The organism is Acidobacteriota bacterium (assembly GCA_028875575.1).
Lineage (GTDB): Bacteria > Acidobacteriota > Terriglobia > Versatilivoradales > Versatilivoraceae > Versatilivorator.
Genome location: JAPPDF010000001.1, coordinates 60,589 through 73,983, shown reverse-complemented (window position 1 = coordinate 73,983; position 13,395 = coordinate 60,589). Strand labels below are relative to the sequence as shown.

8 protein-coding genes and 1 tRNA gene are annotated in these 13,395 nt (G+C 54.3%); 2 read left to right on the top strand and 7 right to left on the bottom strand.

What is annotated here, in order from left to right; all coding sequences use genetic code 11:
- Window positions 1-122: 122 nt before the first annotated feature.
- The 4 genes from OXI69_00255 to OXI69_00240 form a co-directional block, all read right to left on the bottom strand.
- Entirely contained in the window at window positions 123-1,619 is a 1,497-nt protein-coding gene (locus OXI69_00255; GenBank protein ID MDE2664561.1) for a relaxase/mobilization nuclease domain-containing protein, read from the bottom strand.
- Window positions 1,609-1,944 (bottom strand): MobC family plasmid mobilization relaxosome protein, encoded by a 336-nt coding sequence (locus OXI69_00250; protein MDE2664560.1) that lies wholly within the window; start codon window positions 1,942-1,944, stop codon window positions 1,609-1,611. Before OXI69_00250 ends, OXI69_00255 begins: the two co-directional genes overlap by 11 nt.
- Window positions 1,945-2,981: 1,037 nt before the next feature.
- Window positions 2,982-3,287 carry a hypothetical protein gene (locus OXI69_00245; protein MDE2664559.1) on the bottom strand — a complete coding sequence of 102 codons (306 nt, stop codon included), beginning with the start codon at window positions 3,285-3,287 and terminating at the stop codon, window positions 2,982-2,984.
- The gene (locus tag OXI69_00240; protein ID MDE2664558.1) at window positions 3,265-3,852 is read right to left on the bottom strand and encodes a hypothetical protein; all 588 of its coding nucleotides are present in this window, start codon (window positions 3,850-3,852) and stop codon (window positions 3,265-3,267) included. The genes OXI69_00245 and OXI69_00240 overlap by 23 nt, the downstream gene beginning before the upstream one ends.
- Before the next feature lie 183 nt (window positions 3,853-4,035).
- Here OXI69_00240 and OXI69_00235 point away from each other — a divergent pair, with 183 nt between their 5' ends.
- Together OXI69_00235 and OXI69_00230 are read left to right on the top strand one after the other, a co-directional pair.
- The gene (locus OXI69_00235) at window positions 4,036-4,257 is read left to right on the top strand and encodes a hypothetical protein (protein ID MDE2664557.1); all 222 of its coding nucleotides are present in this window, start codon (window positions 4,036-4,038) and stop codon (window positions 4,255-4,257) included.
- Window positions 4,258-5,560: 1,303 nt separating this feature from the next.
- Complete coding sequence (locus tag OXI69_00230) at window positions 5,561-6,502, top strand: IS1595 family transposase (GenBank protein ID MDE2664556.1); 942 nt, start codon at window positions 5,561-5,563, stop codon at window positions 6,500-6,502.
- Between the two features lie 1,766 nt (window positions 6,503-8,268).
- Here the strand turns inward: OXI69_00230 and OXI69_00225 are convergent.
- From OXI69_00225 to OXI69_00215, 3 genes are all read right to left on the bottom strand, one after another.
- Window positions 8,269-8,351 (bottom strand) — tRNA-Leu (locus OXI69_00225).
- A 246-nt stretch (window positions 8,352-8,597) separates the two neighbouring features.
- Window positions 8,598-10,913 (bottom strand): DEAD/DEAH box helicase family protein, encoded by a 2,316-nt coding sequence (locus OXI69_00220; GenBank protein ID MDE2664555.1) that lies wholly within the window; start codon window positions 10,911-10,913, stop codon window positions 8,598-8,600.
- A 140-nt stretch (window positions 10,914-11,053) separates the two neighbouring features.
- Window positions 11,054-13,078: a site-specific DNA-methyltransferase gene (locus OXI69_00215; GenBank protein MDE2664554.1), complete on the bottom strand. Its 2,025-nt coding sequence runs from the start codon at window positions 13,076-13,078 to the stop codon at window positions 11,054-11,056.
- Window positions 13,079-13,395: the final 317 nt, after the last annotated feature.

The following is a 13,395-nucleotide window of genomic DNA, read 5'->3' as shown; positions in this document are numbered from 1 at the left end:
CTTACAATAGGTAGGGGTCGTGACAGCTCCCAGTGGGTTTTCGCCGGCGCCGCCTTGATGGACGACTGGGTGGCCTATCTGGCCCAAGGGGCATCGTTGGATGGGGAAAGCTCCCGGAGAAGCTAGCGGCCGAGGTCGAAGCCCCGACCTCGCTCCCTTCCCCGCTCCGCCCCCGCCCGGCGCATCACCTCCAGTGAGTGCGCAAGGTCACGGCGAGCTGCTTGTAGTCCCGGGCCAACAGCCGCACCTGCCTCGCGAGCTGCTCGACCTGCAGCCGCAAGTCCTCGACCCGCTCGGCCTGCTGCTTCTGTTCCCGCTCGTACTGCCCCGACAACTCTCGCAAGGCCTTCGTCAACTGCCGTTCCAACTCGGTCATAGAGCTCCCTCACTTTTTCGAGAGCCTCACGGCAGGCCTCCCGCCCACTCTCCAGGGCGGACGGTCCAGCGTCCCCGGCGGCAGCACCACGAACCGCCCCTTGGGAGTCTCCTGCAGCCGGATTCCCCACGTGCTCTGCTGCAACCGCTCCACGGTCTCCCGCTGCCGCTCGATCTCCAGCTCCAGGGAGGCCCTGGTCTCGATCCGGCTCCGGATCTGCCACCCCAACCACTTCATCGCTCCCCAACTCCCCACGCAGATGCCGATCGAGAGCACTACCCCGATCGCCAGCGGCCTCAGCCAACCCCACAGCAGCATCCCGCGCAGCCGCCCGATCGCTTCCTCCGTAGCGGCTTCTGTGATACGCCGCTCTTCGCTCGCGATGCGCCTCAAGTTCTCTCCGAGCCTGCGCAGCTCGCTGCCGGTCACGCTCTCGATCTCCTGCCGCTCCCGCTCCAGTTTCTCCCGCAGCCGGGTCGACAAACCGGCTGCGCTGGAAGTCCGCTTCATAGATCGCCCCCTTCAAGCGCCACCGGGACCCGCTCTCCGGGTCCCGCGCGGTAACGTAATGCTTCCCCTGGCGGGGCACCTCCAGGCCCGCCTCCCGCAAGGCCCCGACGACACCGTCCCGATCCTGGATGGCCCCGCTCTCGATCCTCTCGACCAGGTAGTCCCGGATCAGCTCCCTCGGCTCGGGCTCGACTGCCAGGCCGGCCCGCAGCCGGGTCGCCTCCACCCCCGCCCGGTGCCCCGGCTGGACCACCCGCGCCCGCTGCGGATCGTCCGGCCGGCTCCACCCATGCTCGTAGTTGAGCGAATCCCGCAAGGCGTCGAAGGCCTTCTGCCATCCCGGCGGCGCGATGTTCAGGCTCTTGCCGGTCTCCAGATCACACCGCGCAGCCAGCACGTGCACATGCACGCCTCCATCCGTCTCCCGATGCAGCACCGCCGACCAGGCGTAGCGTTCCTCGTCGAGCCCTGCCCAGGCCGTGCTCTCGAACTCATCTAGCGTCTTCTCGATCTCGTCCTCGCTGGGCTCGTCCTCCGGCGCCCAGGCGATCACCCCCGAGGTGTAGCGGTGCTCGAACTCCAGGCTGTCGGCCACCTCCGCCACCTGCCACGGGTCCCCCCGCAGCACCTCGACTTCTTCCCGCTCCTCCCCGGCCGCGTTCTCCTCCTCCAGCAGGTACTCGGCCGCCGCCCCTGCCGATCCCGATCCCCGGGCGAGGAACTTAACGTGCATCTCTCTCTCGCTTCCTGTGGACCCCGGACAGCGCATCCAGTGCCCGCTCGATGGCCGACAGTTGCGCCACCACCGCCACCGCGTCGGCTCCCTGCTTGTAGGTGTTGGCCCAGCGCGCAAGCTGGTTCAGGTTGTTTCCGATCCGGGCCAGCTCCCGGGTCCGCTCCCGCTCGACGGCGGCAGCAGCCGCCGTCCAGGTCCGGGTCCGCGCCATGGCCCGGCGCAGCAGCTCGGACAGCGACACGCCGGCCGCCCGCGCCTTGCCGCGCCACTCGGCCAGCTCGGCGGCCGACACCCGCACCGTGGCTCTCTCATCTCGCGCCATCGAGGTATCCGTCACTGGAGAGGGGGAAGAGGGCGGGGTGATTGGGGGGTCAGGGGGGAACTCCCCCCGAGTCGGGGGTTCGAAGGGGCCGGAGCCCCTCGCCAGCCCCAATGTCTGACATTGGGTAGGCTGGCTCCCCTTTACTACGCGTTGCGGACCGGCCCCGCTGTCCCCGCCTCGCAATCGGAAGCGCGCCGGGATCCGCTCCCTTCTCCTCCGGGGAACGCGACCGCATGGCGGGTCCCGATCCCGGACGGCGAGGTTCCCTCACAACATCCTCCTCCACCTCTCCAACGTTGTGGAAACAACAGCAATGGTATGAGTCGGGGTCGGACGAGTCAAGGCCCTGTTTCGGTACAAGTTATTGAATATTAATATACTTGTGGACGATATCGAATGTCGGTGGACCCTATGGGCCGGCCATGGAAACACGTGCGGCCTTGCCGGAAGAGTCATCGCCCGGACTAAAGAGGGACCATCCCCGGGAGGTGATCGAGGCAGCCTTCCGTATATGGTCGTGAACCGGGTCGAGGCGGCCCATGCCCGCTCGGACCAGTTCAAGAGCAGGCGTGTCCTGACGGACGACCGGGCGCGTTATCTGCACTTGTTGTCTGGGGAGGAGCCGGAACCCTTGGAGTAAGAAGGCCTAGGGGATCGAAGCAAGGCGGAGTCGTGCTGCGGACGGTTACGGAGCACCTCAAGCCGCCGACGCACCGGCTATCGTAACTCCAGGGGATTCGAACCGACGTGGGACTTGGCCGTCTTGGCTTCGGCCTCTATTTTCATCGGGAACTACCTCGAATCGTAACCACGAGATCTGAAGGAGAGCACTGATGTAGACACCCCCGGCTAGCCACTTAGCCGGGCGGGGAGCTACGTGGGTACTCTCGGGTGTTTACAAATGGCCTTACCCTTTCGGGGTAGCCAGCGTCCTGGAGATCTGTGCGAGCAAGTCAGCTATCTGACCCAAAGTTCCGGCGATGGTTCTGAGGGTTTCGAGAATTTGTTTCTCTGTAGTGGTGTCCATGGAGCGCCTTTCATTGGGTAGATTTTGGAAGTAGTTTTACGCTATATACGATTCCACTCGGCATGGCTTTGACTCGTTTGTCGATCGCCTCCGCTACCATCTCGATCCCGCTTCGGAAAGCAGAAGAGCGCCTCTCATACTCGCTGGTGGTAAGATCGAGATTCACTACTCTGATCCCCCTAAGCGGGTCTAGTGGCGAAAACGTCGGAAGTAGATACAGAATCCCGCACAACAGTTCTTCGTAGGCGCAGAGAACCCCTTCAAGTTCGTCAGAGATGTTTTCTGGCATGTGTTCAGTCGCTCGAAGTTTCTTCACGTTCTCTCCTGTCCTTCTTCTTGGCCACTTCCTCGTGTCCCGTTGCAGTGAGGCGAAACCTGTTTTTTTTTGAACCCCTCGCCAAGTAATTGCTCTCGACGAGATACCTCAAAACATTCCCTAACTGCTCATCAGAGATGGATTCAGACCATGCCAGCATTTCGTTCCTCTGACCGCGGTTTGCTTTCACGACAAAGAAGTCTGCCGCGTCAGCTAGCGATAGACTGATATAAGTCAGTAGTTTCTGTGCCCGTTGCTTCATCAACAAGGCGCCTCTGGTTTTGAATTTGTTGATGTCTCTACCGTAGATCTTCGGGCACTCGACTCCTGCTTCTCTCTGCTCAATCAACCAGGTCGTCAATCGGGCCTTGAGGGCATCGTCAATCCAGTCGAATTGGTCGGGGTTTTCAAAAAAATGCTGAGCCTGGAGGCTGATCCAATATTTGCCACCAGCGCGCGGGGAGTCACAAATTGCGGCAGCCAGAAGCCCGCCACTCTCTGCCCGGGCAGCGTAAATCTCTATGGCGGCAGTTCCCCAAATGAAGCATCTGGGTGTGTTGCTCATCGGCTTCTCCTCTCCTCGTATTGTTCTCAACCAACATCCACTATCGGAGGTTAGGTGGCACCCCCAATGTTTGATGGGAATGACAGTCACGGAAGTCTACGAGAAAGCCACCGCTGTTGTCAGAAAATGGACCCGGGGTCAGCAAATTGACACAGAGAAATATAGGGAGTACTGCGTCACGCATTGACCAACAGAGACTTGGCACACATCGAAATGCAAACCCTCGATTTCGAAGCGCAGCTATTAGCAATCAAGAGCCTGATTCGCCGCAACCAGCAAGGAGATGAAGATTTGGCCCGGAAAATCGAGGCTCTTTATGAACAAGCACGACGGACAACGCAGGTGAGGAACAGTCCCCATCAAGACGATCTGCGGGTCGACGAAACGTATCAATCATTTTTTTAGGATGCTACTCACAGCATGGCGGCTGTCGGAATGTTGGTCCCATTCATAGAATCTCTTTTTGCGGCCATGTTTCCGCGTTTCCCGAAAGAGAGAAAGAAAAATAAGCATGAGGGTATCGCCAAAGTTATCCCTCGACTTGGTATAAATTTCCGCTTAGCCATCGAGTGTCATCGTTCTCCAATTTGTTGCGTAAGCGCAACGTCCAACTCAGACCGGAACCCTTCCGCCGCACCCTCACGCAACGACTGAAAGAACCGGTTGTACGACTTTGGCGATAGCCAGTTGTGTTGATAGCGAGTAGAAACACCCGTGTCCGCAAGCCAACGGTTGAGTCGGTCATAGTGGGCTTGTGCGTACTCGAACTTTTTCTGATTCTCCAAGGATGGGTCAGCAATCTCTGAATCGTCCTTGATTTCCACAACATAAATCATGTGGGAATTATATACGGTTCTACCCTATGTGACTTAGCTACACTGACGAAATTGCTTGACAACTAGGAGAGGGGATTTGTACAAAGAAAAGGAGGAGGAAAGAAATGGGATATAGCTTTACCAGATCCACTATTAATGAGAATGCCTCTACGAGTCCGGGGGTGTATCTAATCTACAAAGAGTCCCGGAATATCTACGCAGGCCAATCCCAAAATATCCGTGGAAGGCTTTTGGAGCATTACGATAAGGAGTCCGACCAATCCGATTGCATATGGAGCTATAGCCCAACTGCTTTTATTTTCGAAGTGGTTTGGGATTCTGATGCGAGGAATCGAACCGAGCAAGAATGGATTAGGAAATATCGCCCCGCTTGCAATCAGTAAAAATTCCTTGCCTCGGGGGAAGGGAGCCCGAGCCCACTCCATCGATCTTTCCGGAGCACCGATTGAAATAAAGGTCTAGGCCGTTTATCTTTATAACGGTGTACCGGCCTGACTTGGAGTTGTTGACTTTGATGAACAAATCTTCCTCGAATAAACTTGACCTATAGGTACAAGGACGAACGAATCCGGGAAGTTTAAGGAGATTGAAAAGGCGCCCTACCAATCTCCAAGGTTCAGCAAATCCCCACTTTAACCGCTGCCAAAGGGAAACTCTTTCCTCAGGAACGTAAGAAGGGAAAGGGACTACGTTTTGTTTTTTCAAGGGAACCTCCTCCCCCTTAACCTCCCCCCTCCCCTCCCTCGAAGTAAAGCGAAAACCTCCATCCCGGAAATAACCCTGGAATAGCTTGAATTTTTTTCGCAACTTCTCTTTACTTTTGCGTCATTCTAGGGTAAAATTCTTCCGTAATGTTTAGGAGGGATTGACCGATGGCTAAAAAGAAGAAAGCTCCTGGAAGGTCTAACCGAAAGGGCTTAACACTTCTTCAGATCTTCCGGATGTTCCCGGACGATAAGACGGCAGAAGGTTGGTTCATTACGCAGCGCTGGCCCCAAGGAGTCGCTTGCCTGGATTGCGGCTCGATGAACGTTCAGGCCCGTCCGACCCGGAAGCCGCAGCCGTTTCGCTGTCGCGATTGCCGGGTGGACTTCAGCGTTAAGACGGGGACCCTGATGCAGGGCTCTAACCTCGGGCTCCGGGTATGGGCCATCGCCATCTACCTTCACGCTACTGGGATTAAGGGGACCAGCTCGATGAAGTTGCACCGGGATCTCGGCATTACGCAGAAGACGGCTTGGCACCTAATGCATCGAATTCGAGGAGCCTGGGAGGAAGAGAATCCTTGCCCTTTTCGAGGCCCGGTGGAGGTGGATGAAACCTATCTCGGAGGGAAGGAGAGCAATCGTCATTACAAGGACAAGTTAGACATCCGAGGTGGGACCCGGGGGAAGACTGCCGTTATTGGAATCAAGGATCGGGATTCCAACCAAGTTAGCGCCAAGGTTATCCCCGATGCAACTAAGAGGGAGCTTCGAGGAGCCATCGAAGAAAGGACGGAGGAAGGCGTCAAGATTTTCACTGATCAATTCCCGGCCTACAAGGGACTCCCGAATCGGGAAGCGGTAGCCCACAATGTCGGGGAATACGTCCGGGGCCAAGCTCATACGAATGGAATCGAATCCTTCTGGGCCTTGCTGAAGCGGGGGTACTACGGGACCTATCATAAGATGAGCCCGAGGCACGTTGGTCGTTACATCCGGGAATTCGAGGGACGGCATAACGTCCGGGGTCTTGATACGATTGAGCAGATGCGTATTGTGGCTCGAAGGCTGGAGGGGAGGAGGCTGCGGTATCGGGACTTGACACGATAAACCAAGATTGATAACGTCTTGAGTGCGGGGGTCCGAGATCGGTCCCCCTTTTTCATTTAGACCAGAATGGAGAGATGGCGATGCCAAGAGACACCTTCAAATATCACTTCAAAAAGGGGAATAAAATCGTTCACCGGGGAATAACGAACGATTTGGAAAGGAGGGAGCAAGAACACAAGCAGACCTATGGAGACGATGGCCACATTAAACAGGTAGGTCACAGGGTTAGTCGGGACTCTGCCTTGGATTGGGAAAGGGATCAGCCTAAGAAATAGGCAATTGGGAAGTTGACTACAAGATGTTCGATTAGACTTATTGACACACCGCAGGATCTTGCGTAGTATCCTTTTGGGCGAGTGGCCCTAACTAACCCTTTTTGCCGAGTTCGGTGATACCGCCCGCCGACACTTCGGCGGAAAGGAGGTTGTGGCCATATGGGAAACAAACCCATCGTTCCTCCAGGTTACGTTCTGATATTCAGAACGTATTACCTGGACAAGAACGGCAATCGAGTCTATGCGAAAAGCTATGGATACAAGGCTTGGCCAATCTTGATACCAGTTAGCAAGTAGCATAGACAAGGTTAGGGCCACTCACCCAAAAGGATAATCCTCATTTGCCGATAGCAGTTTTTACTTGACTTTTATTAAATTTTGTGGTATGGTGTTGGAAGAAATTAAGCAGTAGAGTTCGGATGAATGGCCCCTTGTCACCTTTTCCCTCGAATCACGGGAGACGCTGTCGCTGCAACGACAGCAGAAAGGAGGCAAGCCTATGGACAAATCGTCAGGAGAATGGGTAAAGATTTTCAGAAGATTTGTTACCCGAAACGGCATCACCTACGATGCTCATGATTACGGCCTAAAAGCTTGGTGTTTTTGGGTCCGCAAGCATAAGTTGTAGTAAACAAGGGGCCATTCGTTCGTCAGGCAACTTTAGTCTAGCCTAACTTTTCCGCCTGACAAATGAAAATTTTCATTTTTTGAAAAAACTCTTGACAAATGTCTATGTAACATTTGTAGGCAAAGCAGATAATCTTCCCTTGTCAAGCTCGACTAACGGTTACTCTCCCTCCAGAACGACATCCGTTTTTCCAAAGCCTCTAGAGCCTTTTCAATCCAGCCTAAAACTTAATCCTCCTCGGGAATGACCTCCCCTTGAAGCTGTCGGCAGAGAAGGTCCAACTTTTCGGTAGCCTCGATTAATTGCCTCTCGCAGTCTAGCTGCTCCGCCGCTAGAGCCCAATTTTCAGGGTTAGATCCTTTATCACCAAGAAGGAGTGAAACTGCTTTAACGCTTTTCTGCGGGAGATTGCCCGTATAACGATTGGCTCTTACTATCCCGACTAGCGAGCGAAGGCTCTCGGTATATTCATCGAATGCCCTTGAGAAGAGTCCCCCGGGCTTTGTCGGATTGTAATAGAGGGACTGTAGAACGGACGTTACCATCACAATCCCATCCCTCGAAGCCAGCATGCTTCTTAATCTTGTTTCTGTCATTGACTTTCCTTTCACAGTTGAGGTGGGTGTCGGGTCCCTGTGATGTCGAAGCGAAGGACACCCCGCTTATTTCCCTCAGCCTGGGAGCGACCCAGGCTTGAAATAAGGGTGTTGTATTTAGCGGGAGACCCGGCCTAGAAGGTCGGAAGCTCCGACATCACAGTTGGTTAAATTATACGAGACCCGGGACAGCAGGAAAACCAGGACGGGAAACTTTCGGAAAAAGTCTTTACTTTTAGGTTTGAAAGCAGGTTATTCTAAACAAAGCGGAGAGGGTGGGACTCGAACCCACAACCCCTTCCAGGGCAGCCGATTTTGAGTTGGCTTGCTTTCCAATTCGCGTCCTCTCCTCTTCGCAATCAAAGCTAAGCCGTTCCAGTTTGTCGTGTCAAGATCAAACTCCAGCAATGCCCCGAAGTCTCCTCCCCGTCCCCGGGGACGGCCTGTCAAGAATCACTTTCCCCCTCCAATTCTCGATACTCCAGAGAACATCGCCCAGGCTATCTTCCGCACCCCTCCGAGTAAAATTCAAAAGTACATGGAAAAGGTCAAGAAAGCCCAATCCTCCTAAGTCTTTTACCATGAAGGGCTCCCGGTCAATTGGGACGACTCAGGGACGCACCTTCTTTTTTTGGCGAAATTCCTACCAAAAGTAAAGATTGGTCCGTTTTTCTAAGCCGTTTATTATCAATCGTTATGGGGGTACTCGGGACAGCTCTCGGGTAGGACCGTATATAATTCCCAATCATGTTATTCACCTTAATGAAAAAGTCCGGACTAAACTCGCCACGTTTGGGGTGCTCGCCCTTCTTCCATGCGTACTCGATGGCATTGTATCGTTGAGGCGCGTTTTTGAGCCATGCATCCAGCGCGACGGCATTTTGCCTTTCACACAACTGGCGAATAACTCTCCGCTCGGGCGTGGAGTCGGCTATGACCATGTTGCACGGAGTTTTGAAGTCGTGTGAGTTGCTCAGAATTTCGCGTCCAGCACGGAAATCACCATCCGGATCCTCAACCTCACGAAAAAAATCGACTTGCTCATCGGGGATCGTTTTGTCGCAACCCGGTGGAATGAAAGCTGTTTTATCTCCCCGGCGGAGCTCGGCGGCGCTGCAGCTGATAGCCGGGCGGTCGCGCGTAGTAAAGGTTGTTAACGCCCTCGGCGTCAACGTGTAGACAACGCGCTTTGCCGTCTTGCGCCTAAGCGGACCTAAGGCCTGCAAGACCCGTTGCCGGTTTTCCTCGGTTATTCGCCCGCTCTTGATTCTCGCCTGAGTTGCCGATGCCTTGACGATTTCCAAACAGCGGTCCCTCGTGAACCGTCGAGTGTAGCTTGTGCGGTCCTTCGGATCTTCCGCCTGTTGCGACTCATCGTCTATGGACTGAAGGCGACGATACATCTCTTCGCCAACTTCGGCGAGTGAATATGTCTTGTGTGCAATCCGCGTCTCAAATTTCGTATGCTCTCCCGTAACGGCAGACTCATAGCCAATCGTCACATCCTCAATTTCTACCTGTGACGGCAACTCGACATAGCCCTGCTTCAGCAAACGATACTCGCCCGTTTTGGGAAAGTGAGTGGTGTCAGTCTCCCGCGTGTAGTTCAGATTGTGCAATTCGAAGTGATAGGGCGAATCGTTAAGCACACGTGATCCAAGCCGCCGCTCCAATTCAAGGATCTCGTTCACTAAGTGCTTGATCCGACCAGCCCAGGCGTCGTGATTAAAAATGGTGACCACCGGATCCGCACCCTGCCATCGGTCTGGGCGGCGGAGCCCACGACCGAGAACCTGGGCGATAAGCAGTTTGCTGTTGAACGCACGTTCTTCGTGTGGCACGATCTGGAACACGTTCTTCACATCCCACCCCTCGCTCAACATAGACACCGACACGATCCACTCGACTTTGCTCTCAGGATTGTCCACTTCTTTGAGTCTTGAGATGTTGGGCTGGTGTTCTTTTGCCGATGTGACCGGCAACACTTTCGCCCCTGCTTCTTCGCTCTCAAGCAACTCCCGTTCCTCAAGGAAACGCTGGAGTTCTTCAGCAACTCGTTTGCACGTCTTGATGTCCCTTGTAACAATAATCGTCAGCGGGCGGATTTGACGCCGTTTCAACTCTTTTTTCCATGCTTGGTGACGGTTATAGATGAGCTGCCACTTCTCGTCTGGATTGTCCGTCTGCGGCATTTCAGCCACGTACTTCACCGTTTTGACGAAACGCTGCTCGATCGCTTGGCGCAGGGAGTAACGGTTTACAACATCTGCGAAATACTGGTCACCGATATAGCAGGTTCCCGAAACACCCAAGATATAGCGAAAGCCATAGTCGGGATTTAGCAAAAACTCCTTCCATCGTTTCACGTTCGTGCCCGTCTCGTTAGCCACGTGATGAGCTTCGTCATTTAGGACGGCCACCCGATCACCCTTGCCGCTTAGGCTATCGCGAATCGACGACTTCACATGCTTTAGAATCGCATGGTAATTTTCCACACAGATAGAGCAATCCACGATCGTCTCTGAGGCGTTGATGATTTTAGGTGCGCGCACCTTCACGTTAGACGGGAGTAGGTCCCGAAGGTCAGCATTGCTGGCCAGATCTCGAAATTTCGCCAGCAGTCCGGCCTCGATCGTATTGGATGGGCACAGGACGAGTACGCGGTCCACCAGCCGCTCGGCGAGCAAGATGACGGCCACACCGTAGAGCACATAGCTCTTACCGGTCCCCGTCGCCATGTCGAGAGAACACGCAAGATGGTCGGGCATCTGCAGATGAGCCTCCATTCCCTTCCACGATCCATATCTTGATCCCAGTTCGTCATTGGCCTCGAAATTAGCCTTTGCCAATTCCCTTAGGTTGGCATACCGTCCGCCTGCCATGTAGCGCATGACGGTCCAGATGGCGTCCACCTGATACTCTCTGGAGCCGCAGAGTTCGTTTATGAAAGGCTCGTATCTGGCCTCATTCCAAACCGTTGGGTCAATGTCTGTCGTGACCCGAAGGACAAGATCCTCATTCCTAAAAGTCTGGCGGTCACCGTGTGTGCGGCTCATTTTCCTTCCACCTTTTTTGCCGCGTCTTTCTCGGAACGCGCATTCCGGCTCCCCGCTGGTGCTTTCCTCCCGATCTTCTCAAAATCCCGTGAATCGATCAGAATCCGGGCTTCGTTGCCATATATGTCAACGAACACCACCATTACTTTCCTGCCAATCAAGTCGTGGCAGAACGTTACCTTCCATCCCGCCTGTTTGATCTCATCCGCGTATTGGACCGCATCTAGATCAAACACCTGGCTTTTCTCGTCATAGTTGAAGTCAATCATGACCATGGAAAGCGTTTCCCGATTGGCCCTCTTTCGAAATGGCTCGCTCACCACAAAGTCGCTTTGGAACGACTTGATTTCAATGAAAACTTGCTCGAACGATTCACCCGTCTGTCTTGTCCGCCCGAGTTCGTATTCCAGTTCTGGCGTTCGGATGAAATCAAACCCAACCGCTTCAACTGTGTCGTTCACCGCCATTTCATCCGCGGGTTGCTTTAGTGCAGTAAACTCCCTACGGTGTAACTCATGGATGATGGAATAAGGAATACGCAGCGCGTAGTAGCGCACGCCTCCGAGTGTGATGTAGTCCTGCTGGAAATCAAACGCCAACGCTGGAGCTATAACGAACACCTTGCTTCCGATGCGGGTTCCAACCGCCTCGTGAATCTCTCGGATTGTTTCCTCACTAATCACAGCGTTCTTGTGCATAAAATGGTTAAACACCATCACGTCTGCACCTTGGCGAAACCCATCGAACGCCACGCCGCCTACATCGTGAGGCTGGTCGCGACACTGGAACAACTGCAGCGCAAAGAATCGCCAGTCCTTCCACGAGAGGTTTCGGAGCTTCGAGAAGTCGTATAATCCGGCATTGAAGAGGGTGAACGGCTTGGGTTGGAGCTTTGGTCCCTTATTGCCAATCTTCTTGCAGAGGTTCAGCATACGTTTCTGGATCGTGTAGACGGCAAGCTTACCGCAGTCTATTCCAATCCAGCGCCGCCCAAGCTTCTCGGCCACGGCGCATGTCGTGCCCGAGCCAGCAAATGCATCCAGGACGATGTCCCCTTGGCCTGAAGCCATCTGTATCACGCGATCTAGTAGGACCTCAGGCTTCTGAGTCGGGTAACCGAGCCGCTCACTAGCAACGGGATTGATGATCGGCAACGTCCATATATCACCGACCGGTCGTGTACTGCGGCTGGGTCGGTAAAGCCGCTTCTCATTTTCGTCGCGGAGCCAGATCCTTTTGCCACCGATCTTCTGAGTAACGGGCTGGAGCTTGCGTTCTTTTACCGGCTCATGTAGGACATTGAACCTATGTTTCTTACCGACTCCATACCAAAGAAGCGTGTCATGTCGACGGTCTAGAACGTCTCCGCCTGTTCCAAGCTTGTTCTCGTAATACCAGACAATCTCGTTAAGTATTCTGCTTTCACCAAATATCTCGTCAAGAAGGAGCTTTACATGGTGGATCTTCTTCAAGTCGAGATGAACAAAAAATGTGCCGTCATCGCTAAGTAGTTCCCTGATGAGGACCAGTCGCCTTCTGAGGAATTCAAGAAATCTGGAGCCCGCGATTTTGTCCTGATAGGCCCTCTGGTCTTCTGTACCGAGATAGTCCCTTCGCGTAGAGAATGGTGGATCAATATAGACAAGTCGCACACCGTCTGTTCCATCAGCGTTTCGCAGTTTGCCGGCCTTTTTCATCTCCAGCAACGTTTTCATAACCTGAAGGTTGTCGCCAAAGATAAGCATGTTGTGCCAGTCAACACCGATATTGCCGAAAGTGCGAACGGGCTGCAGCGGGACGGCAAGCGCGTCGGCTAGGATGTCTTCCGCCCGTTCCTTGCCGTGATAGATAAGCTCATACTCCCGTTTTTCTGGAGGGAACAGAATCCGGGACCATGCAGGAGAAATTTCCTCCCCCAGATTCAGCAGGCGGACAAGTTCTTCACGTTGTTCGGGGGTCATTTCGATTTCAGTGCTACCGAAAACGTTCCAGAAAGGTGCTTCTGCGTATACATCTTCCAATCCAAACTATTTGTTCTGGACCTACACTCGGGTTGGCACGAATAAAAAATCTTCATCTTCATCGCGTAGAAGTCCCCTGGCGAATTGTCTTTCTTTCTGCATTGCTGTGGATATGAGTCTGTCGGTGCTCTCCACGGCCTTGCCCCCCGGAAGCGGAAGTGATGGGATCGCCGTCGCACGTCTTGGCAGCCTCGGCGCCGTCGAGGATAAGATCGACCAAGTGGCCGAGGAAACGGCGGCTTTGGCCGGAGCCTGTCCGCTTCTGTCTTGGCCGCTCCCGCGTCTCAGTTTGTCTAGATCTAGAGAACACGCTGGGT

Bases quoted from the DNA above. Each gene is read 5' to 3' on its own strand.
- OXI69_00255 (MDE2664561.1), bottom strand. From the start codon at position 1,619: ATGCACGTTAAGTTCCTCGCCCGGGGATCGGGATCGGCAGGGGCGGCG.
- OXI69_00250 (MDE2664560.1), bottom strand. From the start codon at position 1,944: ATGGCGCGAGATGAGAGAGCCACGGTGCGGGTGTCGGCCGCCGAGCTG.
- OXI69_00240 (MDE2664558.1), bottom strand. From the start codon at position 3,852: ATGAGCAACACACCCAGATGCTTCATTTGGGGAACTGCCGCCATAGAG.
- OXI69_00230 (MDE2664556.1), top strand. From the start codon at position 5,561: ATGGCTAAAAAGAAGAAAGCTCCTGGAAGGTCTAACCGAAAGGGCTTA.